This window comes from Pseudomonas sp. DSV-1 (assembly GCF_035830915.1).
Classification (GTDB): domain Bacteria; phylum Pseudomonadota; class Gammaproteobacteria; order Pseudomonadales; family Pseudomonadaceae; genus Aquipseudomonas.
Map to the genome: position 1 here is coordinate 2,320,257 of NZ_JAYMYG010000001.1, position 23,157 is coordinate 2,343,413.

Annotated in this window: 21 protein-coding genes; 9 read left to right on the plus strand and 12 right to left on the minus strand. The window is 60.4% G+C overall.

Translation table 11 applies throughout. The annotated features are described in order from the left end of the window. Positions 1–5 precede the first annotated feature (5 nt). From VSQ83_RS10910 to VSQ83_RS10935, 6 genes are all read right to left on the minus strand, one after another. Positions 6–728 carry an amino acid ABC transporter ATP-binding protein gene (locus VSQ83_RS10910; protein WP_133076855.1) on the minus strand — a complete coding sequence of 241 codons (723 nt, stop codon included), beginning with the start codon at positions 726–728 and terminating at the stop codon, positions 6–8. Then, a complete protein-coding gene (locus VSQ83_RS10915; RefSeq protein WP_133076854.1) occupies positions 721–1,371 on the minus strand; it encodes an amino acid ABC transporter permease in 651 nt (216 codons plus the stop codon). The genes VSQ83_RS10910 and VSQ83_RS10915 overlap by 8 nt, the downstream gene beginning before the upstream one ends. A gap of 10 nt (positions 1,372–1,381) precedes the next feature. Further along, the gene (locus VSQ83_RS10920; RefSeq protein WP_326426637.1) at positions 1,382–2,047 is read right to left on the minus strand and encodes an amino acid ABC transporter permease; all 666 of its coding nucleotides are present in this window, start codon (positions 2,045–2,047) and stop codon (positions 1,382–1,384) included. After that, positions 2,040–3,812, minus strand: a complete 1,773-nt coding sequence (gene lhpI / locus VSQ83_RS10925; protein ID WP_326426639.1) for a cis-3-hydroxy-L-proline dehydratase — start codon at positions 3,810–3,812, stop codon at positions 2,040–2,042. The genes VSQ83_RS10920 and lhpI overlap by 8 nt, the downstream gene beginning before the upstream one ends. A 10-nt stretch (positions 3,813–3,822) precedes the next feature. After that, a complete protein-coding gene (locus tag VSQ83_RS10930; protein WP_133076851.1) occupies positions 3,823–4,641 on the minus strand; it encodes an ABC transporter substrate-binding protein in 819 nt (272 codons plus the stop codon). 283 nt (positions 4,642–4,924) lie between these two features. Then, on the minus strand, positions 4,925–5,857 hold the full coding sequence (locus VSQ83_RS10935; RefSeq protein WP_326426642.1) for an AraC family transcriptional regulator: 933 nt from the start codon (positions 5,855–5,857) through the stop codon (positions 4,925–4,927). A gap of 146 nt (positions 5,858–6,003) precedes the next feature. Between VSQ83_RS10935 and VSQ83_RS10940 the strand changes: the two genes are divergently transcribed. Together VSQ83_RS10940 and VSQ83_RS10945 are read left to right on the plus strand one after the other, a co-directional pair. After that, positions 6,004–7,329 (plus strand): alpha-glucosidase/alpha-galactosidase, encoded by a 1,326-nt coding sequence (locus VSQ83_RS10940; RefSeq protein ID WP_326426644.1) that lies wholly within the window; start codon positions 6,004–6,006, stop codon positions 7,327–7,329. Between the two features lie 176 nt (positions 7,330–7,505). Then, positions 7,506–8,819 carry an oligosaccharide MFS transporter gene (locus tag VSQ83_RS10945; protein WP_326426645.1) on the plus strand — a complete coding sequence of 438 codons (1,314 nt, stop codon included), beginning with the start codon at positions 7,506–7,508 and terminating at the stop codon, positions 8,817–8,819. 236 nt (positions 8,820–9,055) lie between these two features. Here VSQ83_RS10945 and VSQ83_RS10950 read toward each other — a convergent pair whose 3' ends face one another. The 6 genes from VSQ83_RS10950 to VSQ83_RS10975 form a co-directional block, all read right to left on the minus strand. Next, positions 9,056–9,313 carry a bacteriocin immunity protein gene (locus tag VSQ83_RS10950; protein WP_326426647.1) on the minus strand — a complete coding sequence of 86 codons (258 nt, stop codon included), beginning with the start codon at positions 9,311–9,313 and terminating at the stop codon, positions 9,056–9,058. An 8-nt stretch (positions 9,314–9,321) separates the two neighbouring features. Next, entirely contained in the window at positions 9,322–10,590 is a 1,269-nt protein-coding gene (locus VSQ83_RS10955) for an S-type pyocin domain-containing protein (protein ID WP_326426649.1), read from the minus strand. A gap of 179 nt (positions 10,591–10,769) precedes the next feature. Then, on the minus strand, positions 10,770–11,441 hold the full coding sequence (locus tag VSQ83_RS10960; RefSeq protein WP_326426652.1) for a GntR family transcriptional regulator: 672 nt from the start codon (positions 11,439–11,441) through the stop codon (positions 10,770–10,772). 95 nt (positions 11,442–11,536) lie between these two features. Further along, complete coding sequence (locus VSQ83_RS10965) at positions 11,537–12,238, minus strand: cyclase family protein (RefSeq protein ID WP_326426654.1); 702 nt, start codon at positions 12,236–12,238, stop codon at positions 11,537–11,539. A 106-nt stretch (positions 12,239–12,344) separates the two neighbouring features. Further along, entirely contained in the window at positions 12,345–13,730 is a 1,386-nt protein-coding gene (locus VSQ83_RS10970; protein WP_326426656.1) for an ATP-binding protein, read from the minus strand. Then, positions 13,727–14,437 carry a response regulator gene (locus VSQ83_RS10975; RefSeq protein WP_133076845.1) on the minus strand — a complete coding sequence of 237 codons (711 nt, stop codon included), beginning with the start codon at positions 14,435–14,437 and terminating at the stop codon, positions 13,727–13,729. Before VSQ83_RS10975 ends, VSQ83_RS10970 begins: the two co-directional genes overlap by 4 nt. 211 nt (positions 14,438–14,648) lie before the next feature. Here VSQ83_RS10975 and VSQ83_RS10980 point away from each other — a divergent pair, with 211 nt between their 5' ends. From VSQ83_RS10980 to VSQ83_RS11010, 7 genes are all read left to right on the plus strand, one after another. Next, the gene (locus VSQ83_RS10980; protein WP_326426659.1) at positions 14,649–17,027 is read left to right on the plus strand and encodes a TonB-dependent receptor; all 2,379 of its coding nucleotides are present in this window, start codon (positions 14,649–14,651) and stop codon (positions 17,025–17,027) included. A 24-nt stretch (positions 17,028–17,051) separates the two neighbouring features. Next, on the plus strand, positions 17,052–17,732 hold the full coding sequence (locus VSQ83_RS10985; protein ID WP_326426663.1) for a Fe2+-dependent dioxygenase: 681 nt from the start codon (positions 17,052–17,054) through the stop codon (positions 17,730–17,732). 71 nt (positions 17,733–17,803) lie between these two features. Beyond that, positions 17,804–18,877 (plus strand): ABC transporter substrate-binding protein, encoded by a 1,074-nt coding sequence (locus VSQ83_RS10990; protein ID WP_442800248.1) that lies wholly within the window; start codon positions 17,804–17,806, stop codon positions 18,875–18,877. Then, positions 18,874–19,935, plus strand: a complete 1,062-nt coding sequence (locus VSQ83_RS10995; protein WP_326426665.1) for a FecCD family ABC transporter permease — start codon at positions 18,874–18,876, stop codon at positions 19,933–19,935. The genes VSQ83_RS10990 and VSQ83_RS10995 overlap by 4 nt, the downstream gene beginning before the upstream one ends. Next, positions 19,932–20,729 (plus strand): ABC transporter ATP-binding protein, encoded by a 798-nt coding sequence (locus VSQ83_RS11000; RefSeq protein WP_326426668.1) that lies wholly within the window; start codon positions 19,932–19,934, stop codon positions 20,727–20,729. Before VSQ83_RS10995 ends, VSQ83_RS11000 begins: the two co-directional genes overlap by 4 nt. Before the next feature lie 251 nt (positions 20,730–20,980). Further along, positions 20,981–21,991 (plus strand): zinc-binding alcohol dehydrogenase family protein, encoded by a 1,011-nt coding sequence (locus tag VSQ83_RS11005; protein WP_219263031.1) that lies wholly within the window; start codon positions 20,981–20,983, stop codon positions 21,989–21,991. 10 nt (positions 21,992–22,001) lie between these two features. Next, positions 22,002–23,141 (plus strand): mannitol dehydrogenase family protein, encoded by a 1,140-nt coding sequence (locus VSQ83_RS11010; protein WP_326426671.1) that lies wholly within the window; start codon positions 22,002–22,004, stop codon positions 23,139–23,141. Positions 23,142–23,157: the final 16 nt, after the last annotated feature.

A 23,157-nucleotide genomic window follows, 5' to 3' on the forward strand; every position in this document is an offset into this window, starting at 1 on the left:
GGGGGTTATTTGACCGACTTGAGGAAGGCCGCCGTTTCCGCGTGCACCGGGTTGCCGATGACTTGATCGGGTGAGCCGATTTCGTGCACCAGGCCGTTGCGAAAGAACGCCACACGGTCGGATACATCCCGCGCAAAACGGATTTCATGGGTCACCAGGACCATGGTCATGCCGTCTTCGGCGAGCATGCGCATGGTGTCCAGCACTTCGCCGACCAGTTGCGGGTCGAGGGCCGAGGTGGCTTCGTCAAACAGCATGTAGTCCGGCGACATGGCCAGGGCACGGGCAATGGCCATGCGCTGTTGCTGACCGCCGGACAGCTTGCCGGGGAAGGCCTTGAGCTTGTCGCCAAGGCCCACATGGGTCAGTTGCTGCACCGCCAGGGCCTCGGCTTCGGCCTTGCTTTTGCCGAGCACCTTGCGCGGTGCAAGCATCACGTTTTCGAGCACGGTGAGGTGCGGGAAGGCGTTCCATTGCTGGAACACGATGCCGATTTTCTGCCGCAGGTGGTTGAGGTTAGTGGCGCGGTCATGGACTTCGATGCCGTCGACGCGGATGTGGCCCTTCTGGATCGGTTCCAGACCGTTGATGCACATCAGCAGGGTCGACTTGCCGGAGCCGGAACCGCCGATAATCGAAACCACTTCGCCCTTGTTCACGGTCAGGCTCACGCCCTTGACCACTTCAAGGTCGCCGAAGGATTTGTGTACGTTGACGATCTCAATCATTTTCTTGCCACCTTTTTTCCAGGCGAGCGCCAAGGCGGGCAACCACCAGGCTCATGACGTAATAGATAAGGCCTGCGATGCACAGCACCAGCATCGGTTCCTGGATGCGGGTGACGACGATTTGCGAGGCACGCAACAGTTCAACAATGCCGATCCACATCACCAGGGCGGTGTCTTTCATCACACTGAGCACCAGGTTGAGCCAGCCGGGAAAGGCCACCCGCATGGCGATGGGCAGCACGATATAGCGCAGGTCCTGCAAGTAGCTCAGGCCCAGGGAGCGGCTGGCCCGGCGTGTGGTAAATGGCACGGCGAGCACGCCGCTGCGCACGATCTCGGTAAAGTACGCGGCAGCGTAGACACCAAGCACGATGCAGCCGACGGTGAAGGCGCTGATGTTCAGGCCGACAATGCTCTTGAGCGAGTTGAACAGCACAAACTGGATCAGCAACGGTACGCTGCGAAACACGTCCAGCACCCAGGCCAGCGGCAGGCTGGCCCGCGGCAGCAAGGCGCGCATCAGGCCGAACAGCAGTCCTGCAACAGTGCCCAGCAAAATCGCCCAGGTGGTCAGTTGCAGGGTGACCCAGGCCCCGTCCAGCAAAAACAAAAAGTCGTTCCAGGTAAAACTGGTTGAAAACATGGGTCAGTCCTCAGTAACGAAACAGTCGCCAGGCCAACAGCCGGGCTACTGCAACGATTGCTTTGGCAATCAGGTAATACAGCACCGCGGCCATGGCGAAGTATTCGAAGGTGCGGAACGTTTTGACGTTGTAGTCCTGGGTCACGCCGGTGAGGTCATTGTTCAGGCCCACGATCACGCCCAGGGACGTCATCAGTACGGCCCAGACCATCTGGTTGGTCAGCGGGTAGAACACAATGCGCAGCAGCTGCGGGACGACGATCATGCGGTAGGTCTGGAATGCACTCATGCCCAGGGAGCGGGCAGCACGGACCTGGGTTTCGGGCACGGCTTTGAGGCCGCCACGGAAGTTTTCGGCCAGGTAGCCGGCGTTGTTGAACGTGATCCCGGCCAGCAGGGCCACCCATGAACTGACATGCAGGCCCATGGAGCCCAGGCCGAAGTACAAAATATAGATTTGAAACAGCGACGGGGTGTTGCGGGCAATGGATACCCAGGTATTGCCGATGCCGCGCAACCACGGGTTCCTGGTTTCGCGCATCACGGTCAGCGCCAGGGCGATCACCACGCCGAAGAACATCGACAGTGCAGCGGTCTCAAAGGTGACCAGGGCACCTGCGAGCATGTCCGGCAAGGCGCGCATTGCCGATCGCCATTGGAAGGTGTAGTCAAACATGGGCGTAGTTCTCCAGTGAGGCAGCGGTTTGCAGCCACAGCGGCAAGCGACCGCTGGCCGTGGCACTGCACGCCGCATCCACACACTCGGCGAGGCTGGCGAAGTGAACCTTGCGCCCCACAAGGCCGGGTGCGTAGTGGGCGTATTTGCCCGAATTGGTCATCAGGTTCCTGGCGGACGGCGGGATCACCGGCTCACCCAGCATGCACCAGCAGGTATCAGTGACCAGCGTGACGCCGAAGGCTTCGAGTACGGCGATATGCCCGGCTTCGCGTGCCTGCTCCAGTACGGCACGGCCACAGGTGATCGCCAGTACCACATCAGGGTGGCGATGCCGGCCCTGGCACAGGCGCGCCAAATGAGCGAACTCGGTCAGGGAAAAGTGCGGGTTGCCCAGGGAGACCACATCCACTCTGGAATCACGGGCACTGTTGAGTTCCTGCCAGCTGAGCAGCAGGTCCTGCACATTGATCGTGATCACCGCCAGTGCTTGATCCAGGACCTGTGCCGGATTCAACGCTTCAGGTGTTACCCCGGCAATATGAAACAAAGGCGCCGCGCTGGTGGTGGCAAAGGCCGCACCGAATGCCTTGAGATCGTCCCGGTCCGGGTGATGGTGTTCCAGCCCCGACACCAACGGGATACGGCTCCCGGCCAGGGCACCGATGTGATAACCGAGCAGGGGATAGAAAGAGTCGTCGAGGTCAGCCAGTTGCGGCACCTGAACGTGTAAACGGGCTTTGCGCTGACTCTCCAGATGGCAGCCAATCAACGGCGCACGGCCGGTGAGGGCAATGCAGATATCCAGATAATCGGGGTATTTGAGTGTGCGTGCGCCGAGCACGCTGTTGGCGTACACCACCGCGTTGGACTCGGCCCAGACGATCTGCTCGCCCTCCTTGGGCGCGCTGTCCAGCAGATAAGGCGCGCAGGTGAAACTCAGCTGCGCACCCATGGCCATATAGGCATCGCCCAGAGCACTGGCCGGTACGCCGAGTACAGGGTCGATACCCAGTTCACGCCAGCGGCGCTGGTCTACGGAAATCGAATTGAGGGTAGTGGGCACCCGGACCCGGGCGCCCCATTCAACCAGTTGTTGGGCAAAGCGCAGGCTGGCAGGCCCGGTATAGATGCAGCCGTCGATATGCGCCTGGGTGATGTCGATCAGTTGTGCGGCCCCTTGCAATTGCGCCATGCGCAAAACGATTTGCATCGCGACCTGGGCGGCCTTGCCGTAGCTGCCATCGAGCAGTGCCCGATCGTGCTCGGTCAGCTCGATTTCGGTGCCTGGGTCTGCAGTGGGTGTATCGCTGAACGATGTTGTTGCGGTGTAGTCAGGCGCTGTATCAAACAGGCTCAGGTGTGTGCCGTTGACACTGGCGAACGCCTTGCGCTGCAAGCCGGCAAAGGCTTCGCTGCCGATGCAGAGCACCGGCAGGGAGCGTTCGAACAGGGTCTGGGCGACCAGCACGCCAAGGGTCAGAATCTCATCGGCCTCAGCCAGCACCAGGGCTGCGGGGGCATGACCATTGCTGATCAGCTCCATCAGCACGCTGCTACCGGTGCAGGAGCCGCGCCCGCTGGGAATCGCCAGCACCCGGCCCGCCAGGCATTCGCCACTGAGCGGGTGGTGACGGTCGATCACCTCACCGCTGAACGGGTCGACGCCGCCCCAGAAACTCAGGCCGACATCGGCGTAGAGCAGTGGGCCGACCGCTGCGCCATCAACCAGGCTGCGACCGCAGAGCGAAGTAATCCCGGACATGCTGAATACCTCAGTAGTAAACGTGAGGTACGGTCAGATCAGCCGGTGGAATCTCGGTGCCGACCCACTTGACCCACAGATCCTTGTAGCGACCGGTGCGTACTTGCTGGTTGACGAACAGGTTCAGGTAATTGAGCAGGCCGTACTCGCTGCGCTTGGCGCCCAGGGACACGTAATCAACCACGTAAGGTGCGTTGCCGGCGACTTTCAGGTTTTTGTACTTGCCAGATTTAATGGTCGCCGCGGCCACGGTGTTGGTGACGACGGTGGCTTCGATATGGCCCTGGGCAACGGCCAGCAGGGTGTCGTTTTGCGACTGATAGGCACGGAACGATCCGCTGCCCCAGCTCTTCACGTCTTTTTCCAGGGCGATGGCTTCATAGGTGCCGCTGGTATTGCCCACGGCCTTGCCCTTGAGATCGTCGAAGTTGTTGATGCCGGTATCGTCGCGGGTCAGCACCACCATCTGGAAGGCGAAGTAAGGGATGCTCAGGCCAACGGTTTTTGCACGTTCCAGGGTGTCCGAGGTAGAGGCCACGATCACGTCGGCACGGCCGGAGACCAGCGCCGGGATACGGTCAGGGAAGGGGGTTTCAACGATTTCGGCATCGACTCCGAGCACTTTCGCCAGATCGTTGCAGTAGTCCACATCGAAGCCTACCGGCTTGTTGGATGCATCACGCGAGCCCATCGGTGGGAAGTCCAGGGTGACGGCGCAGCGCAGTTTGCCCGATCCAATGATGTCGTCGAGCTTGTCGGCCTGGGCCGTGGCGATAAAGGAACTACTTAGAACAGCGCTGAGGGCTACGGCAAGTACGGGGTTTTTCATGGAAGCCTCGGAGTCGTTGAAGTGCTGTTGAATATCGATGTGAGGATTTCGTATACGATATTTGTTTAGCAAATCGTGTGCCGATTTTTCCTACAGGCACGTAAATAGTGCGCAGGCGGTGATTTCGGGTTTGCGAGGCGCTGATGGCTTGAGCCGTTGGGGTGCTGTGGGGTGGGGCGGTGTTACAGAAGGGAGCATGGCTGCAGGCAATGCCCCGAAAGGAAACATTTGTGGGGGGCAGGCGGCCAGGGTTTGCGACTACCAAGCAGCCGAGCGCACCCCGTCAGGGTGTGCCCAGGTTGTTGACGTAAAAGCCGCTCAAGCGAAACTCGCTGGGGGACAGGGAGAACGCACGGCGGAACAGCTTGGAAAAATAATTGGGGTCGCCGATCCCCACGGACAATGACACTGCCTTGATCGACAGGTCGGTCATTTCAAGAAGGTGCGCCGCGCGTTTCATGCGTTCGTGCAATACATACTCTGCCGGGGACATGCCGGTCGTACGGGTGAACACCCGGGAGAAATGGGCGCGGCTCAAGCCAGCAAGGCGGGCGAGACTGGCTACGTCCAGTTCGTCCGTGGCGGTGGGGTGGGCGTGTTTGTCCGGCCCCGTTTTCAGGCAGACATGCACATGATTCTGGATAGTCGCGACCACACCTGAGCCACGGGTAGGCAGGGTGCAGTCCTGAACGCTCAAATCATCATGGAGCAGCATCAGGGCGTCATAGGCCAGGGCAGATGCCCGGCCTGCGGTGAGTTCCGGGGTGTGGACCAAGGTATCAATGGTGGTGGCCAGGGCTTCAATGGTCTGGTTGCTCAGTTGTAGCACCGGCCCGCGCTCTGCCAGCAGTGCCCGTTGCAGGCGCAGCGCCTCCTTGCCGTACATGGCAATCCAGAAGAACTCCCAGCTGTTGCCTTCCTCCAGCCAGTAGCAATGGTCGTGGGGCACCAGCAGCAACATGGTGTCCCCGGCATGGAGGCGGTGGTGGCGGCCTTCGAAGCGCAAATTGCCTTCGCCCGCGAGGGTGTGCTGCAAGATCACAAACGGGGTGTCCCCACGCCTGCGCCCGTCCCAGCAATAGGAGGTGTCCTGCGCCCGGTCGTAACCGGCGTTGGTGGGCATGGTGTGCAGTTGATGCCTGCCGCGGGGCAGTGAAATGACCGTGGTTGACGGCCCTCTTGCCATCATCTCGCTGAGCACAGATTTACCCGTCATCGCATAAAACTCGTCTATTCAGGGGGTGGGTCGCCTCCTACCATAGGAATCAAGCGGTTCCCAGGCAGCCTCTACAGGCATGGACTGCGGTGATGCTCTGATATTTTTTTACCTGTGTCCACTGCGAATAGAACAAGGATAAGCAGATGACTTTCAAGACCACGAAGATTGCCCTGATAGGTGCCGGCTCCACGGTATTCATGAAAAACGTGCTGGGCGATCTGTTGCACGTCGAGCTGTTGCGCAATGCGCATTTTGCGTTGATGGATATCGATCTGCATCGCCTGGAAACCTCGAAGATGGTGGCGGGCAAGATCGCCGAGACCCTGGGTGTGTCACCCGTGTTCGAGGTGACGACCGATCGCCGTCGAGCACTGGAAGGGGCCGATTATGTGGTCACGATGATTCAGGTCGCAGGCTACAAACCGGGTACCGTGACCGATTTCGAGATCCCCAGGCGCTTCGGCCTGCGCCAGACCATCGGCGACACCCTAGGCATCGGCGGCATCATGCGTGGCTTGCGTACCGCCCCGGTACTGGTGGACATCGCCAGGGACATGGGCGAACTCTGCCCCGGTGCCCTGATGCTGCAATACGTCAACCCGATGGCCATTAACTGCATGGCGCTCAATCGCTTCGTTCCCCAGGTGCGTACGGTGGGGCTGTGCCATTCCGTGCAGGGCACGGCAAAGGAGCTATCCCTGGACATCGGTGTACCGATCGAAGAAATCCGCTATCGCTGCGCCGGCATCAATCACATGTCGTTCTATACCTCGTTCGAGCGCCTGTTGGCCGATGGCAGCGTCGAAGATCTTTACCCGCGTATCCGCGCCGTGCTTGATGAAGGAAAGGTCCCGGACTGGAACCGGGTGCGCTATGAGGTGTTCAAGCACTTCGGCCATTTTGCGACCGAGTCTTCCGAGCATCTGGCCGAGTACGTGCCGTGGTTTATCAAGCGCCATCGCCCGGACCTGATCGAGCAGTTCAATATCCCGCTTGATGAATACCTGCGCCGCTGCGAGGAGCAGATCAGCGAGTGGGGCGTGCAGGAGCAGGCGCTGATCAACGGTGAAGGGCTCAAGGTGTGCCGCAGCCACGAATACGCTTCAAAAATCATCGAGGCCGAACTCACGGGTATTCCGACCGTGATCAACGGCAACGTGATGAACGCCGGATTGATCAGCAATCTGCCTGATAATGCCTGCGTAGAGGTGCCCTGTGTGGTTGACCACAACGGTATTCAACCTACCCGTGTAGGTCATCTGCCGGTAGGTCTTGCCGCGTTGATGCAAACCAATATCAATGTTCAGCTCCTGACCGTGGAAGCCCTGGCCAGCGGTCGTCGTGAGCATGTCAAACAAGCCGTGATGCTTGATCCCCACGCGGCGGCAGAACTGAGCCTCGACGAAATCGCGACCATGGTTGACGATTTGATCGAGGCCCACGAAGGCTGGTTGCCGCACTTGGGTTAAGCGCAGGAAACCTGCTGTCTTGGCCTGAAATTCTACCCGAAGTACCCGTCAAACGGCCTTGACGGGCGGCCAGTTCCTGCGCGATCAACAGATCCGCCGGGGCTGGCGCTCACGCTCGCGCAAGTGAGCACTCTCGGCACGTTTGTCCATAAAAACAATGAGTCCAGGGTGGACCTATGAACGTGACGCTCGGAACTGCAATTGGCGGGGTTCTGCCGTTTTTCAAATACGGCATGATCTTCTTTTTCTACTACTTCATCACGGGCGGTACGGCGCCTTTTCTTGCGGTGTGGCTGGGAGATGTCGGCACATTGGATGCTGGCGCCATCGGCTTGATGTTCGGCTCCCAGGCGGTCTTTGCAATGCTGTTCCAGCCGCTCTTTGGTGTGCTGAGTGATCGTCTGGATCATCGCAAGCACCTGCTGTGTGTGGTCATCGGCCTGCTGATTTTGCTGGCACCCTTCATGAACTGGGTCTTTGCGCCGCTGCTGCGTACCCACCTGATGCTGGCGGCACTGGTGGGCGGCGTGTACCTGGGGATTACCTTCGCCGCTGGCGGCGGGGCGTTGGAGGTGTACATCGAAAAAGCCTGCCGGGCCAACCGTATCCCCTATGGTCGGGTGCGAATGTTCGGTGCCATTGGTTTCGGTTTCTCGGCGGCGATTTCCGGGATGCTGATCAGCACCAGTCCCGAATCCATTTTCTGGCTGGGCTCGCTCTGTGCGGTGCTGATGGCCGTGCTCGTCTACCGGATCAAGCCGTGCCTGGGTGTTGTGCCGACAGGGGATGGCGCCGAGAAAACGCCACCGGTTTCCTATGCCGCCATCGGGAGCCTGTTGCTGGATCGGCGTTTCTGGTTTCTGGTGCTCTACGTCGTCGGAGTCGCATGCCTGTACGACATTTTCGACCAGCAGTTTGTGAACTACTTCCGTGGTTTCTTCGAATCGCCGCAGCAGGGCATGCAAGTGTTCGGGTTTGTCACCACGCTGACGGAGTGCATGGTTGCATTGGGCATGTTCCTGATCCCTGGCGTGCTGAACCGTATCGGTGGCAAAAATGCCCTGATCATTGCGGGGCTGGTGATGTGGCTGCGCATTACCGGTTCGGGGCTCGCAACCACGCCGTATGAAATGGTGGCGTTGAAGATGCTCCATGCCCTGGAAGTGCCACTGGTGTTTATCGGTATGTTCAAGTACATCGAGGATGTCTTCGGTACACGCTTGTCGGCAACGATTTACATGGTGGGGTTTGTGTTTGCCAAGGGGGTAGGGGCGACGTTCATTTCACCGCTGGCAGGGCACATGTACGAAGTCTTCGGCTTCCGGCATACCTATATCGTGCTGGGCAGCTCGGCCTTGTTGTTCACCATCATTTCAATGTTCAGCCTCGACAGTGGCAAACACAGGAAGCCTGTCCGGCTCGACTTGCGCAAGTCGCGCTCGGCGGTGGTCAAGCCTCAGGTCATGAGGCAGCCGGTGGTTGCAAAGTAAGGCTCAAGTCCTGCAGCCGGGTGCGCAGCCTGTTCTAGTGCTGTTCAAGCCCGCTCCCACAGAGGCTGAAAACGTTTAAGTGAACAACATTGGGGGGCTGCGGCCGGGGTCCAGATGATTTCTATGCCACCGCCAAAAATCCTCCACCAAATGGGAGCAGATGTACTTGGCGCTTTTTTACCTCGGAAAAAATTTCCCGCACGCGAGAACTCAGAGTTCTGGTGTGCGGGGAGAATTCATTCTTTGAAGCCGGGTAGACCATTGGCTGCTCGCCATTCCTTAATTGTCCGGGTAATCCCTTCGGCAGAATCATCAGCTCCTTCTTCTGGGTAGTAAATCAGGTCAGTACCGTCAGGATGCCCTGTGAGCTGTCTGAACTTGTCAAGAAACTCCCCCAATTTTTCATCGGATGCACCATTATCGTTTGCTTCAAATAGCTCATCCAAAAACTCGATGAACTGCGCTTCGGTATAATCAGAAATTGTCTTGTTCATGGGGGCACTTACCTGTGATTCTCAATATGGTTTTTTGGAGTATTGACTCGTAAGTTGTCCACGTCATAAACAGGCCCTCCGTCCGTGATGCGCTCGACATGGTGCAGTTCGAAAGTATTTCTCTTTCCGACGGTATCCCGTTCCCGAGCATTTGGTACGTAACCTTCACGCATACGATTGCGGTTACGCTTTACAAACTGCGCACTCAATTCTGGATCATTCGCAACTTCCTCCCAAAATGCCGCCCGGAATTTGTCGAAGCTAGAGAACTTGCGACCTCGGAGTCTATCGGCAATGCATGTTGGAATCGGTGCGCCTGGTCCGGTGTCCGCCCCAGCTAGCCAGATTCCTGATACGTCCTGCCCGCTGCCTGTCACCACACCAGGAACATGGCGCACACTTAATGACAGGTATATTGGCGCGATTTGCGGCTGACTCGGAAACCAGATAATCGCGTCCTGATAATCCGGTGGGTACTCGGGGTTAATCAGGATCTGGTCAGCTTTCTCGCCCGGTGGATACACCCACACGGCAGGCTTCAGCGTGACCCCTTTGAGCGCCGGTATCCCCAGCACGGCGTTGGGGTCTGCGGCCGGGGTCCAGATGATTTCTATGCCACCGCCGAAATCCGCCACCAGTTGCTCGCCACGTGGCTCAGCTTTGATCACCGGGACGTTCTGCCATTGCGATTGGCCCCCGGTGTAAAACCCGTACAGGTCGACCGAGCCGTCGGGCAGGTGTTTAACCGTTACCCGTGCCCGCGTATTGCCCTGGGTCAACTCGGCATATTGCGCGGACGAATAGAACGCACTGTCGGGCGAGGTCGTGTTCGGCATCAGCGCCGCCACAACGATTGACAGGTTGGCGGGCACCACCGCCGCAAGGGTTCCGCCCAGGCGACTGGCCAGGGCCGTAGCACTGGCGGAACCGCCAATCCACTCCAGGGCTGTGGCGCCTGCCGTCATCGCGCTGCCCGAGCCGAGCACCGCGTAAGTTCCGTACTGTTTCAGCGACTCCACCGGTATAAAACCTTGGTGGTTCGTGACGCCATCGGGCAGTGCGCAGGACTTCGCAAAAACGTAGCCCGCCTGCTTGCCCTCTACCTTTCTCTGGGCCGCTTCCCAGCGTTCATCGGCGTCCCGGTCGTTCTTTTCGTTCGCGGCCACCGCTCTGGCCCAAGCCGCCTGCGCCGCCTCGGCTTTTTCTTGGCTGTCGTCAAACGCTGGAATGGGTAGCGAGTCCGGAGTGTCTTTAAATCCGGGTTTGTTTTGGTACATGAACGCTCCATGTCATCAGAAAGAATCCTGGGGCAACGCCAGGCATTATTCCTTCAGGCAAAATAGGGTGAGTATTTGCGTTCCATCCTTGGGCCAACTAGGGGTGACAAAATCTCCGGTCTGATGGACGGCTCGTCAGTCGCAACGAATCCGAGTAAAAAATAGCGTTGATTGCGGGCTCAGTGGCTTTGCGGCAAATGCTCGAACAGGGTTTTGCACACCCCGGCGATATGTTCATCCAGCAGCCCGACGGCCCGCTCCACATCACCGGCGCGGCAAGCATCGAGTATCTCCCGGTGTTCGTGATCTGCGCGGTGCTTGCCTGCCGACAAACTCATCTGGATACGCAGGTAGCGTTCAAGTTTGTCGTTGACCGAGCGGATCAGGCTGATCATGAAGGGCCGCTGCGCCGGCTCGTAGAGGCAGGCGTGAAGTTCCCAGTTGAGCTCGGCCCAGCGACCCACGTCATCCTCGCCGACAAACTCCTTACAGATGCGTTCGGCGCGGGCGAAGGTGTCCGCGGTCATGTTGGGGATGGCCAGGCGCAGCAATTTGTCTTCGAGCAGCATGCGCACTTCAAACATCTGGGCCAGCTCGGCCTCGGAAATCCGCGTGACCATGGCCCCGCGATTACGCTGGAACATCACCAGGCCTTCAGCCTCCAGACGCTTGAGGGCTTCGCGTACAGGAATCTTGCTGACATTGAACTGGCGGGCGATTTCGTCCTGGCGAATCGGCTCATCCTCGGCAAAGTGCCCGGCGACGATGGCATCGCGCAGATGCAGGGTGATGATTTCCGAGGTGGACGGTGAGTTGCCCAGGTCGGGAGCATTGAATTTTGGGTGGGCCACGGTCGTCATCGTTCACTGGTAAAAAAGATATGGTATACGAAAGTCGAAAGGTATTCCTTGTGCCGATGGTCGGTTGGGCTTCTTTGATTAAGGTCTCAGCGGACAAACGCCAGCACGCTGGCTGGCGACCCGGAGCCCGCCTGCAGGCGAAGCACGCCGATAACCAGCGTAATGCCGGTTGGCGGTAACTGGTCAAGATTGTTCAGGCACTCCAGAATTATGCCGTTGCGCGCCAGTACTAGCCGGTTGCAGGCAAAGGATGTTTCCTGGCCGGGATCTACACCGTGGGTGTCGATCCCTATCCCGGCGATGGCGCGTTGCTCAAGCAAAAAACGGCTGGCATCGGCACCGACGCCAGGAAAGTGCAGGCCTTGCTCATCGCCATTGAAAAATCGCACGGGTTGCGACCAGCGCGATTGCCAGCCGGTATGAAACAGCACCACCGAGCCGGCTTCGATGAGGCCGTTGTCGACTTCCCACTGCTCAATGTCCTGAATACTGATGACATGGTCCGGGTTGTCACGGGCCGGGGCCTGAACATCAATGACCACGGCCGGGCGCACAAGGGCCTCGGGTCGATAGCCGTCGATGCCCATTGCCTGGGGAAAAAAACTGCTCGGGGCGTTCATGTGGGTTGCGCTGTGCTCGCCCATGCTGAAGCTGCGCAGGTAATAACCGTGTTCCTGCAGTGAGGCCTGGGGAGTAAAGGTGATGGGTGGATCATCGGGCCAGACGGGGATATGGGTAGTAATCAGGTGGCTGAGGTCGACAATTCGATCGAACTGGATGTTTGGCATGGCTGATTTGCTCCTCGGTGAGGTCATGCATGGTGCCAAAGATTATTTGATCAAACAAAGCGCAATTCAGATCTGATAGGGACTCCGTTTTTTGTGTCGAAAGGCATTACCCGTCGTGTTCAAACCTGAGTACGGCATCCAGCCCGCCGTCGGGTCGATTGTGCAGTTCCAGTGTTCCACCGTGGGCCGCCGCGACGGTCTGGGCGATGCTCAGCCCCAGGCCATAGCCACCGGTGCTGCTGTTGCGCGATGACTCAAGGCGATAGAACGGCTCCATAACCTGGGTCAGCTGTTCGAGCGCAATCCCCGGGCCGCTGTCCCTGACCGTGATGGTCAGGCTGGCGGGCTGCTCGTCGACGATCACGTGCACGTCGCGGGCATACCGCACGGCATTTTCCAGCAGGTTCTGGACGCAGCGTTTCAGGCTGCGGGCATAACCCGAGAGCGGTCGGGTAGCCCGGCCGGTGAGGGCGATGTGTTCACCCACATTCTGCAGGTCGGCCTGAAGGCTTTGCAGCAATGCGTTGATATCGATGCTCTGGCGGGGCTCGTTGATTTCACCGCTGCTGACGAAGTCCAGGGTGGTGGACACCAGCCCCTCCATATCGGTCAGGTCTTTGCGAAAACGCTCCTTGAGCGGCTCGTTGTCGAGCATCTCGGTGCGCAGTCGCAGGCGCGTGATGGGCGAGCGCAAGTCGTGGGACACCGCCGCCAGAAAACGCGTGCGCTCGGCCAGACTGGCCAGCAGGCGTTGTTGCATCAGGTTGAACGCCTGGGCTGCACGTTGCACTTCCACCGGCCCCTTGATGGGCAGCGGCTGGCGCCGGATGTCCTGGCCCAGCGCCTGGGCAGCCTGTGCCAGTTGATTGAGCGGGCGAACGGCCAGGCGCACCGCCAGCAAGACAATGATGGCCACTACGATGATCCGCACCAGATAGATGCGCAGAAAGTAATCGATCATCACATCCGCCGGCGCCAGGCTGGTCCAGCCCTGATCCTCGCGGGCTTGTACATGCAGCCAGCGGCCATCGGCCAGGCGCAGTTCAAGGGTAAATTGACCGGCGGCGGGGCTTGAACCGAACAGCGTATCGATCCCGGCCTTGTGCCCCTGATTGTCGAGCAGGGTCAGGTTGAGCAGGTTCAAGGGTGTTTGCGTTGCCGTCTTTTCATCGATCAGGCTGCGCAGCAACGACTCGGTTGCCCGATCCTGGGCCGTGAGCGGCGTACGTTCGGCACTGGGGGCATTACGCAGTTCAAGGTTGAAGGCGGGGGTGCTCAAGCTTTGCAGCAAAAGCCCGGTGCGCCGGGGATCGGTCATTGCCACGCGGACAATATCGGCCAGGCGACTGGCGATCAGGCGCGTGGGGATTTCCAGTACCTGGCTGTGGCGCACGTCATACCAGATGCTGCTGGTCAGCACTTGGGCTGCCAGCATGCCGCTGACCAGAATCACCACCAGCCGCCCATAGAGGGTGCGGGGCAACAGGGTCATGACTCGCTCGTCACGCAGGCCGAGGTGAGCATATAGCCCTCATTGCGCACGGTTTTGATCAGGCCGGGCGCCAATTGCTGGCGCAAACGGCTGACGCAGACATCAATGGATCGGTCGAAGGGCGTGCTGTCCTTGTCGAACACATGGTTGAGCAAAAAGTCCCGGCTCAACGGACGGTTGGGGTGCTGCAACAGCAAGCGCAGCACGCGGTAGTCGGAGTTTCCCAGGCTGATCACCAGACCGTCGGCGGACAGCACTTGCCGGGCGCGGGTGTCGAGCCGCCACTCATCAAAGCGCACATAAGTGGCCTCATCGACCCGGGCACGCTGCGGAAAACTCTGCGCCCGGCGCAACACCACTTTGATGCGCACCAGCAACTCCCGGGGGTCGAAGGGCTTGGGCAGATAGTCATCCGCGCCGATCTCCAGGCCCACGATACGGTCTATGAGGCTGGCGCGTGCGGTCAGCATGATCACCGGAATATTGGAGCTGCCGCGCAGCGTGCGGCACAGGCTCAGGCCGTCTTCGCCGGGCAGCATCAGATCGAGCACGATCAGGTCGATAACGCTCAATTCCAGGCGGCGGCGCATTTCCTTGCCATCGCAGGCGGTGGACGCCTGATAACCCGCGTCGCGCAGATAGTCGGCCAGCAACTGGCGGATGTCGGGGTCGTCATCGACGATTAACACATGATCTTGCTTGGACATGGGCAGTACAGACGCCTTGAGTCAGATGAACATTGAGCCGGGGAGGGGCGCACAAATAGCCGATTCCACAGCGCGCAGCCGGGCTAAATGTAATGGAATGTTGTGGGTGCTGTTTTCATGCACTGGCAATACAAAGTCAGGCGATCCGCTGCAATGACGCTCTTTAGAATGGCGAATCTAAATGCGAGTCATTGTAATTAAGGAAGACCCGATGCCATCGTCACCCGATGCAGCAGTAGTTCGCAATACCCCTTGTGCATTGAACGGTACGCTTGCCCCCGTGTTCAGCCTGCTGGCCCTCGGCGTATTGAGCCCGGCGAGCCAGGCGGCGCAGTCCTCGACAGAGGTGCTGACCCTGCCCGCATCGAACGTGGAGGGCACTTATGACTCGCCGTTCAAGGTCGATGAAGTGTCATCGCGCAAGGTCATGACGCCGCTGCTGGATGCCCCGCAGAGCATCACCATCGTGCCCCAGCAGGTGCTCAAGGAGCAGAACGCCCAGAGCTTGCAGGACATCTTGCGCAATGTGCCGGGCATCACCTTCATGTCCGGAGAGGGCAATCTCGGCTGGGGTGATCTGTTTTCCATCCGCGGGTTTTCTTCCGAGCAGAGCCTGACCGTCGATGGTGTGCGCGATGCGGGCATGTCCAGCCGCAACGACACCTTCAACCTGCAACAGGCCGAGGTGTTCAAGGGCACCGGCGCCATCGAGTCGGGTATTTCGGCAGTGGGCGGCAGCGTCAATCTGGTGAGCAAGGAAGCCCATATGGGGGATGCCAATCGGGTGTCTGCCGGTGTCGGGACCGATGGCTATCGACGCCTGACCGCTGATATCAACCATGAGTTGAATGACACCAGCGCGGTGCGCATCAACCTGATGAAGCACCAAAGCCAGGTGGCTGAACGCGATGAGGTCGACTACGACCGCTGGGGCGTTGCCACCTCGCTGGCCCTGGGGCTGTCGACGCCAACCCGGGGCTTTGTCGATTTTTTCTACCAGAAGGATGACAACACCCCGGACGGCGGCCTGCCGATCTTGCGCGGCACAGATGGCAAGCGCATGCCCGGGGTCAAACGCAGCAACTGGTACGGCGACTCCAGTCTGTACACCCAGCAAACCGAGACCACTTCGTTGACCGGGCGCCTGGAACACGACTTCGACAACGGGACGTTGCTGACCAACCAGGTGCGCTGGCAGCGCACCGACAACTTTTCGGTGCTGTCACCGGCGCGTTTTACCGCCGCAGGCGCCGACGGCGCGAAAACCTGTACCGCCAACCGTTGCGCAACCCTGGGTTATGTCGGCGTGGGGCCGGTGTCGACGGTCAACGGGGTCAATGTCTACACCGACTACACCAACACCGGCAGCACCGCCAACGGGATACTGCGGGGCAGTGATTTCGGCTTGTCCAAACGCTACACCATCCTCGATAACCAGACCGACCTGAGCTTTGAATTCGACACCGGCGCCATCAGCCACAAGGCCGTGGCCGGGCTCGATGTCTACCATGAAACCTACGGTGGCCTTGAGCGCAACGCCAAGGTGCCGGCGCCGAACATGACGTTCGACATGGCTGACCCACAGCATGACTTTGCGGCGGTCTACACCACCAAGGGCGTCGGCGAGCCGCGTTCGAGCATCGACAACGCCGGGCTGTTTTTTGGTGACACCCTGACCCTGAATCAGTGGTGGCAGGTCATGGGGTCCCTGCGCTATGACCACTGGAGTGCCGAAACGACCCAGCGTGGCCAGGACGATGTCCAGGACACCTCGGGTGCCTGGAGCGGTCGCGCCGGGGTGGTATTCAAACCACAACCCAACGGCACGATTTACGCGTCGTACAGTGAGTCGACCCAGCCTTCGGCGCTGGGGGCCTCGACCAACAACCAGATCTACGGTGCTGCCAGTACCCGTCGTTATACCCCGGCCAAGTCCAGGACTTACGAGCTTGGCACCAAGTGGGACCTGCTGGACAAAGGCATGAGCGTGACCGCGGCGGTGTTCCGCACCGAGCTGGTCAACTCCTGGGAATACGCCGAGGGTGAAGCATCGCCGGTGCGTGCCTTGCCTGCCAAGCGGGTCGATGGCGTGGAGCTGGGCCTGCAAGGCACCTTGACCGATCGCTGGACGGCCTACAGCGGTTTCTCGGCCCTCAAAAGCGAACAGACCAAGGGTGTCAACAAAGGCGCAGAGGCCAAGAACGTGCCCGACCTGACGGCCAACCTGTGGACCACCTACGCCTTTACTGATGACCTGAGCTTGAGCTATGGCGCCAACTACGTGGGTCGTCGTCGCTACACCGACAACAAATACGTGGGTGGCCTGAATAACAACAGCAGCTATGCCGACGGTCCTTCAGGGGTGCTTGCGATCTATACCCAGGACAAGGAAAAGGCCCCCGGCTACTGGGTGCACTACCTGGCAGCGCAGTACAGGTTCAATCGCCAGACCACGGTCAACCTCAATGTCGACAACCTGTTCAACACCTTCTACTTCAGCCGCGTCGGCGCCTCGCTGGATGGCTTCCAGCTGTATGGCGTGCCGGGAGCCGGACGCACGCTGACGGCGAGTATCGATTATGACTTCTGATTCCGGGTTGTTGCGGAGCGAGAGATGCTGATCGAGATCGCCGACCTGTTCAGCCCGCAGGAAGTGACCGAGATGCGCCGCGTGCTGCTCGATCAGCCGTGGGTCGATGGCAAGCAGACCGCCGGAGTGCGCTCGGCGCGGGGCAAGTTCAACCGCCAACTGGCCGAAGACAACGAGGTCGGCCTGCTGCTGGGCCAGCGCATTCTGCAGCGGCTGTCCGATAACGCGTTGTTCATGTCTGGCGCGTTGCCCAAGCGCATCTACCCGCCCTTGTTCAACCGCTACAGCGCAGGCGAGTCGTTCGGTTTTCATATCGACAACGCCATTCGCGGCATCAAGGGCGTTCGTGAGCGGGTGCGCACGGACGTGTCCGCGACCCTGTTTCTGGCCGATCCCCACAGTTATGACGGCGGCGAACTGGTGATCCGCGACACCTTTGGCGAGCGCAGCGTCAAGTTGCCCGCCGGGCATCTGGTGCTGTACCCGGGCAGCAGCGTGCACAAGGTCAACCCGGTGACCCGGGGCGAGCGTGTTGCGAGTTTTTTCTGGATCGAAAGCCTGGTGCGCGAAGACAGCCAGCGCAGCCTGTTGCTGGACATGGACGTGGCCATTCAACGCTTGACCACCCAACAGGCGGATGACGAATCACTGCTGCAACTGAGCGGCGTGTATCACAACCTCTTGCGGCGCTGGAGCGACGTTTGAGCCTTTTATTCAGCGGGAGATTTGCCGTGTCGAGAGTGTTTTTGCGTCAGGCCTTTGTACGCCTTGGGGCCATGCTTGTGCTGGTGGCGTTGGGGACTTCGTCCGCCAGTGCCAAAGAGGTCACTGATGCCTTGGGGCGGGTGGTCAAGGTGCCGGACCAGGTGCAGCGGGTGGTGCTGGGGGAAGGGCGGCTGATTTCGGCCTTCGCGCTGCTCGACCGCGATCAGCCGTTCAAACGTATCGTTGGCTGGCAGAACGACCTGCGCAAGCTTGACCCCAACACCTACGCGGCTTACGTGGCGAAGTTCCCCGAGGTCAAGGACATCCCGTTGATCGGCCAGGCCTCCGAGCAGAGTGTCAGTGCCGAGCAGATCCTGGCGCTCAAGCCGGATCTGGCGGTGTTCAGTATTTCCGGGCATGGCCCCACCGATCACAGCCCGGTGGCCGATGTGCTGGAAAAAGCCGGGATTGCGGTGTTGTTCGTCGATTTCCGGGTCAACCCGATGCAAGGCACCGAGGACAGCATGACAGCACTGGGCCAGGCGTTGGGGCGCGAAGCCCGGGCCAGTGCCTTTCTTGATTTCTACCGCCAGCACATCGAACGAATCACCCAGACCCTGGGCGCGATCGATGACAGCCAGCGCCCAAAGGTGTTTCTGGAACTGCTGGGCGGGGTCTGGGCCAATCCTGGGCATACCACCGGCAAGGGCGGCATGGGCGAGCTGATCCGCCTGGTGGGCGGGCGCAATATTGCCGAGGGCGTGGTGCCCGGGGCGCTGGGAGACATCAGTGTTGAATACGCGCTCAAGGCCGATCCCGATGTGTACATCCTCTCGGGCAATCAAAAGCCCGGTGTGATGCTGGGCGCGGGCATCGATGAACAGACGGCCCGGGCGTCCCTCAAGCACGTGCTTAAGCGTGCGGAGTTTGTCGAGCTGCGGGCGGTGCGCGAGGGTAATGTCCATGGCCTGTGGCACGACTTTTACAATTCTCCGTACAACATTCTCGCCATTGAGGCGATGGCCAGGTGGATTCACCCCGAAAGGTTTGCCGACCTTGATCCACAGCTGACGCTGGCTGAAATCAACCGACAGTTCCTCGATACGCCGCTGGCGGGCCAGTACTGGATCAGTGAGCAGAAATGACCTCAATCGCCAACCCGGCAGTGATTGCTGCCAGCCAGGGTTATCGGCGTCTGCTGGCGCGACGGTGTTGCCTGTTGCTGGTGATGGGCTGCGCGCTGGTGGGCGCCGTGCTGCTGGACATGTCCACCGGCTCGTCAGGCATGGGGCTGGGGGACTTGATCCAGGGGCTGCTGCACCCGCAAACCCTGGACGTGACTGACCGCGTGATCATCTGGAATGTGCGTCTGCCCTATGCGCTGATGGCCGTTATGGTCGGCGCAGCCCTGGCCCTGGCCGGTGCGGAAATGCAGGCGATCCTCAATAACCCGCTGGCCAGTCCGTTCACCCTGGGCGTGTCGTCGGCCGCTGCGCTGGGGGCTTCGCTGGTGATCGTGTTTCCAGTGAGCAGCGCCTTGTTGAGTCGCGACTCCCTGGTGGCCCTGTCGGCTTTTGTGTTTGCCTGCGGCTCGATGTTCCTGCTGCACGGCATGTCGCGGCTGCGCGGGGCAGGGGTCGAGACCCTGGTGCTGTTCGGTATTGCGCTGGTGTTCAGTTGCAACGCACTGGTTGCCCTGTTGCAGTTGCTGGCCACTGAAGACGTCCTGCAGCAACTGGTGTTCTGGAGCCTGGGCAGCGTGGCCCGGGCCAATTGGGACAAGCTGGGGATTCTGGCCCTGGTGGTGGCGCTGACTGCGCCGTTTTCCCTGCACGCGGCTTCACGCATGACGTTGCTGCGCATGGGCGAGGAGCGGGCGCAGAGCTTTGGCGTGGATGTGCGGCGGCTGCGGTTTTTCTCGTTGCTGCGCATCAGCCTGTTGGCCGCCACGGCGGTGGCGTTTGTCGGCACCATTGGTTTTATCGGCCTGGTGGGGCCGCATATTGCGCGGATCCTGATCGGTGAGGACCAGCGCTTTCTGTTCCCGGCCAGTGCGCTGGTGGGCGCGTTGTTGCTGTCGCTGTCCTCGGTGGTCAGCAAAATCATCATGCCGGGCGTCATCGTGCCGGTGGGCATCGTCACCGCGCTGGTGGGGGTGCCGATTTTTGTGGCGCTGGTCTACAAGCGGGGCAGGCAGTTATGAGTGAACAGGGGTTGTTGATCCGTCACGGGCACGTGAAGTACGGGCGCCGGGTGGTGATTGGCGATGTCTCGTTGCCAGAGCTGCGTCCCGGCACGCTGACCGCCCTGATCGGGCCCAACGGTGCCGGCAAATCAACCTTGTTGCGTGGGCTGGCGGGGCTTGAGCCCATGACCGGTTCTGTCAGTCTGCAAGGTCGGCCACTGGCGCCGATGTCCGTGGCCCAGCGCGCCCGTCTCATCACCTACATGCCCCAGCACTTGCCACCCGGACTGGGGTTGAGTGTGACCGAAAGCGTCATGGCGGCGTTGCGGGTGGGGGCAGGCGGCGGCGATTACCTGTTGCAAGCCTATGAGGCCTTGCAGCGCATCGGCATCCAGCACTTGGCCGATAACCTGCTCAACGCATTGTCCGGTGGTCAGCGGCAACTGGTCAGCCTGGCACAACTGATTGCCCGCAGGCCCCGTGTGATGCTGCTGGATGAGCCCACCAGTGCGCTGGACCTGAGCTATCAACTGCGGGTAATGGAATGCGTGCGGGCGATGGTGCGACAGCACGGGCTGATTGCCGTGATCGTCATGCACGACATCAGCCTGGCGGCCCGTTACGCAGACCGGATTGCGGTATTGCGCGAGGGCGCGCTGATCGGTTTCGGCCCCCCGGAGCAGGTGCTGACCCCGCAACTTTTCGCCGAGGTTTATGGGGTTAATGCTCGCGTTGAACGCTGTTCGCAGCAGACCATCCAGATTCTGGTGGATGGTGCGGTGGAGGTGATTCAGGTCGGGCATCAGGGGTAGGGGCTGAATTCAACGCAAATCAATCTGGTAAGGCCAATTCAATTATTATGAAAACTGGTCTTGCCAATTTTTTTGGCTGCGTGTAATTTTCGAGGCGTGATCATCCAAGCGGCACTCAAGCCTGCACACAATAAGAGGAGATCCAGATGCCCTGTCTTTTCCCCTCCGTTGCTGCAGCCCCCCCCTGTTTGTCACCCCTCTATCACCTCGCCTGTACCCGTAGCCCCCGGGCTAACGACGGAGAATAAAAAATGCTGACTGTGATCTGTAACGAGCCGCGCTCGCTCACCGCCATCGAAAGTCCGATTCCCGAGCGCAAGCCCGGCGAAACCCTGATCAGGGTCAAACGCGTGGGCGTGTGTGGCACTGACCTGCACATTTACACCGGCAACCAGCCGTTCCTTGAGTACCCTCGGGTCATGGGCCACGAGTTTTCCGGCATCGTCGAAACCAGTGAAGAGGGCAGCGGTCTGGTCGCTGGGGACGTGGTCTACGTGATGCCCTATATCTCGTGTGGCACGTGCATCGCCTGCCGTCAGGGCAAGACCAACTGCTGCACCCGGATTCAGGTGCTCGGCGTGCATTGCGACGGCGCCTTTACCCAATACCTGAGCGTGGCCCATCAATTCATTCACAAGGCCGAGGGCGTGTCGCTGGACCAGGCGGCAATGATCGAGTTCCTGTCCATCGGCGCCCATGCGGTGCGCCGCTCGAACATCCAGGCCGGGCAGCGCACGCTGATCGTCGGAACCGGACCGATCGGCATGGCGGCGGCGATCTTTGCAGGGCTGCGCGGGGCCATCGTCACCGTGCTCGATACCCGTGACGACCGCCTGGATTTTTGCCGTAAGCACCTCAATGTTCACGCCGCAGTGAAAATTGGCGAGGGTGACAAAGAGGCGCTTGCCGACCTCACCGAAGGCGATTTCTATGACGTGGTGTTCGACGCCACCGGCAACGCCCGGGCCATGGAGCGCGGCTTTGAATTTATCGCCCACGGCGGCACCTATGTGATGATTTCCGTGGTGCGTGACTCGATCACCTTCTCCGATCCCGAGTTCCACAAGCGCGAAGCCACCCTGATGGGCAGCCGCAATGCCACTGTCGAAGACTTCCGCTACGTCGAGCAATGCCTGCGCGATGGCCTGATCCCGGACCAGGCGCTCAATACCCACCGTATCCCGCTCAGCGAAGTCGTGAACCAATTCACTACGCTGCTGGATCCGCAGCAAGGCGTGGTCAAAGCCATTATCGAGTGCTGAGGGGGTGGTGATGAGCGATAGCCAATTTCCGCCGATCCTGCAGTTCGGTACCAGCCGGTTTCTTCAGGCTCACGTCGACTTGTTCGTGTCCCAAGCCCTGGAGCGTGGCGCAGCCCTGGGCCGCATCGCCGTGGTACAGAGCACCGACAGCCCTGCCAGCACTGCGCGCACCGCAGCACTGGCCAGCGGTACACCGTACCGGGTGCTGATCCAGGGCATCGAAAACGGTCAGGTGGTGGAGCAGAACCTGTGGGCCTCGGCCATCAGCCGCGCGGTGCATGCCACCGAGCAATGGCCGGTGCTGCGCAAGGGCTTTGTGGAGCAGGTCAAAGTCGTGGTGTCCAATACCGGGGACCGGGGTTATCAACTGGATTTGCGGGATACGCCGGCGTTGCTCGACGCGGATGCCCCGGCACCGGTCAGCTTCCCGGCCAAGCTGTTGGTGTTGTTGCATGACCGTTGGTTGAACAACCCGCAGTCCACCTTGTCGCTGTTCCCCTGTGAACTGGTTGCGCGTAACGGCGACGTGCTGCGCGATCTGCTGGTAACGCTGGCCCGCCGTTGGGCGCTGGGCGATGCATTCGAGGCCTACCTGATCCACACCTGCCGCTGGGCGAACTCCCTGGTCGACCGCATTGTTTCCCAGGCCCTTGAGCCGGTGGGCGCGGTGGCTGAGCCCTATGCCCTGTGGGCCATCGAGCGCCAGGAGGGGCTGACCCTGCCGTGCAGCCATGAGGCCATTGTCCTGACCGATGACCTGGACGATTTCGAGCGCCTCAAGCTGTTTACCCTGAACCTGGGCCACAGCTATCTGGCCGAGCGCTGGTTGAGCGATGGCCGACCGGCCACCGAGACGGTCTACCAGGCCATGCAGAGCCCAGCCTTGCGCGCCGACCTGGAAGCCCTGTGGGCCAGCGAGGTGTTGCCGGTGTTCGCTGCCCTCGGCCAGTTCGACGTGGCGCAGCGTTACGTCGACAGCGTGCGTGAACGCTTTGGCAACCCGTTCCTGCAACACCGTCTCGCTGATATTGCGGTTAACCATAAAGACAAGAAGACACGCCGTTTGCTGCCCCTGATCGAGCTGGCTGAACAGCTTGCTCCCGGTCTTGAGCAGCCGATGTTGCGGGCCGTCCTGCTCAGCCAGCACTGAGTGGCGCGCCATAACC

Excerpts from the sequence above, each read along its gene's own strand:
- VSQ83_RS10935 (WP_326426642.1), bottom strand. The coding sequence starts at position 5,857 with ATGACGGGTAAATCTGTGCTCAGCGAGATGATGGCAAGAGGGCCGTCA.
- VSQ83_RS10970 (WP_326426656.1), bottom strand. The coding sequence starts at position 13,730 with ATGACCCTGTTGCCCCGCACCCTCTATGGGCGGCTGGTGGTGATTCTG.
- VSQ83_RS10950 (WP_326426647.1), bottom strand. The coding sequence starts at position 9,313 with ATGAACAAGACAATTTCTGATTATACCGAAGCGCAGTTCATCGAGTTT.
- VSQ83_RS10990 (WP_442800248.1), top strand. The coding sequence starts at position 17,804 with ATGCTTGTGCTGGTGGCGTTGGGGACTTCGTCCGCCAGTGCCAAAGAG.
- VSQ83_RS11005 (WP_219263031.1), top strand. The coding sequence starts at position 20,981 with ATGCTGACTGTGATCTGTAACGAGCCGCGCTCGCTCACCGCCATCGAA.
- VSQ83_RS10920 (WP_326426637.1), bottom strand. The coding sequence starts at position 2,047 with ATGTTTGACTACACCTTCCAATGGCGATCGGCAATGCGCGCCTTGCCG.
- VSQ83_RS10995 (WP_326426665.1), top strand. The coding sequence starts at position 18,874 with ATGACCTCAATCGCCAACCCGGCAGTGATTGCTGCCAGCCAGGGTTAT.
- VSQ83_RS11000 (WP_326426668.1), top strand. The coding sequence starts at position 19,932 with ATGAGTGAACAGGGGTTGTTGATCCGTCACGGGCACGTGAAGTACGGG.
- VSQ83_RS10915 (WP_133076854.1), bottom strand. The coding sequence starts at position 1,371 with ATGTTTTCAACCAGTTTTACCTGGAACGACTTTTTGTTTTTGCTGGAC.
- VSQ83_RS10910 (WP_133076855.1), bottom strand. The coding sequence starts at position 728 with ATGATTGAGATCGTCAACGTACACAAATCCTTCGGCGACCTTGAAGTG.
- VSQ83_RS10980 (WP_326426659.1), top strand. The coding sequence starts at position 14,649 with ATGCCATCGTCACCCGATGCAGCAGTAGTTCGCAATACCCCTTGTGCA.
- VSQ83_RS10945 (WP_326426645.1), top strand. The coding sequence starts at position 7,506 with ATGAACGTGACGCTCGGAACTGCAATTGGCGGGGTTCTGCCGTTTTTC.
- VSQ83_RS10975 (WP_133076845.1), bottom strand. The coding sequence starts at position 14,437 with ATGTCCAAGCAAGATCATGTGTTAATCGTCGATGACGACCCCGACATC.
- VSQ83_RS10985 (WP_326426663.1), top strand. The coding sequence starts at position 17,052 with ATGCTGATCGAGATCGCCGACCTGTTCAGCCCGCAGGAAGTGACCGAG.
- VSQ83_RS10965 (WP_326426654.1), bottom strand. The coding sequence starts at position 12,238 with ATGCCAAACATCCAGTTCGATCGAATTGTCGACCTCAGCCACCTGATT.
- VSQ83_RS10940 (WP_326426644.1), top strand. The coding sequence starts at position 6,004 with ATGACTTTCAAGACCACGAAGATTGCCCTGATAGGTGCCGGCTCCACG.
- VSQ83_RS11010 (WP_326426671.1), top strand. The coding sequence starts at position 22,002 with ATGAGCGATAGCCAATTTCCGCCGATCCTGCAGTTCGGTACCAGCCGG.
- VSQ83_RS10955 (WP_326426649.1), bottom strand. The coding sequence starts at position 10,590 with ATGTACCAAAACAAACCCGGATTTAAAGACACTCCGGACTCGCTACCC.
- VSQ83_RS10930 (WP_133076851.1), bottom strand. The coding sequence starts at position 4,641 with ATGAAAAACCCCGTACTTGCCGTAGCCCTCAGCGCTGTTCTAAGTAGT.
- lhpI (WP_326426639.1), bottom strand. The coding sequence starts at position 3,812 with ATGTCCGGGATTACTTCGCTCTGCGGTCGCAGCCTGGTTGATGGCGCA.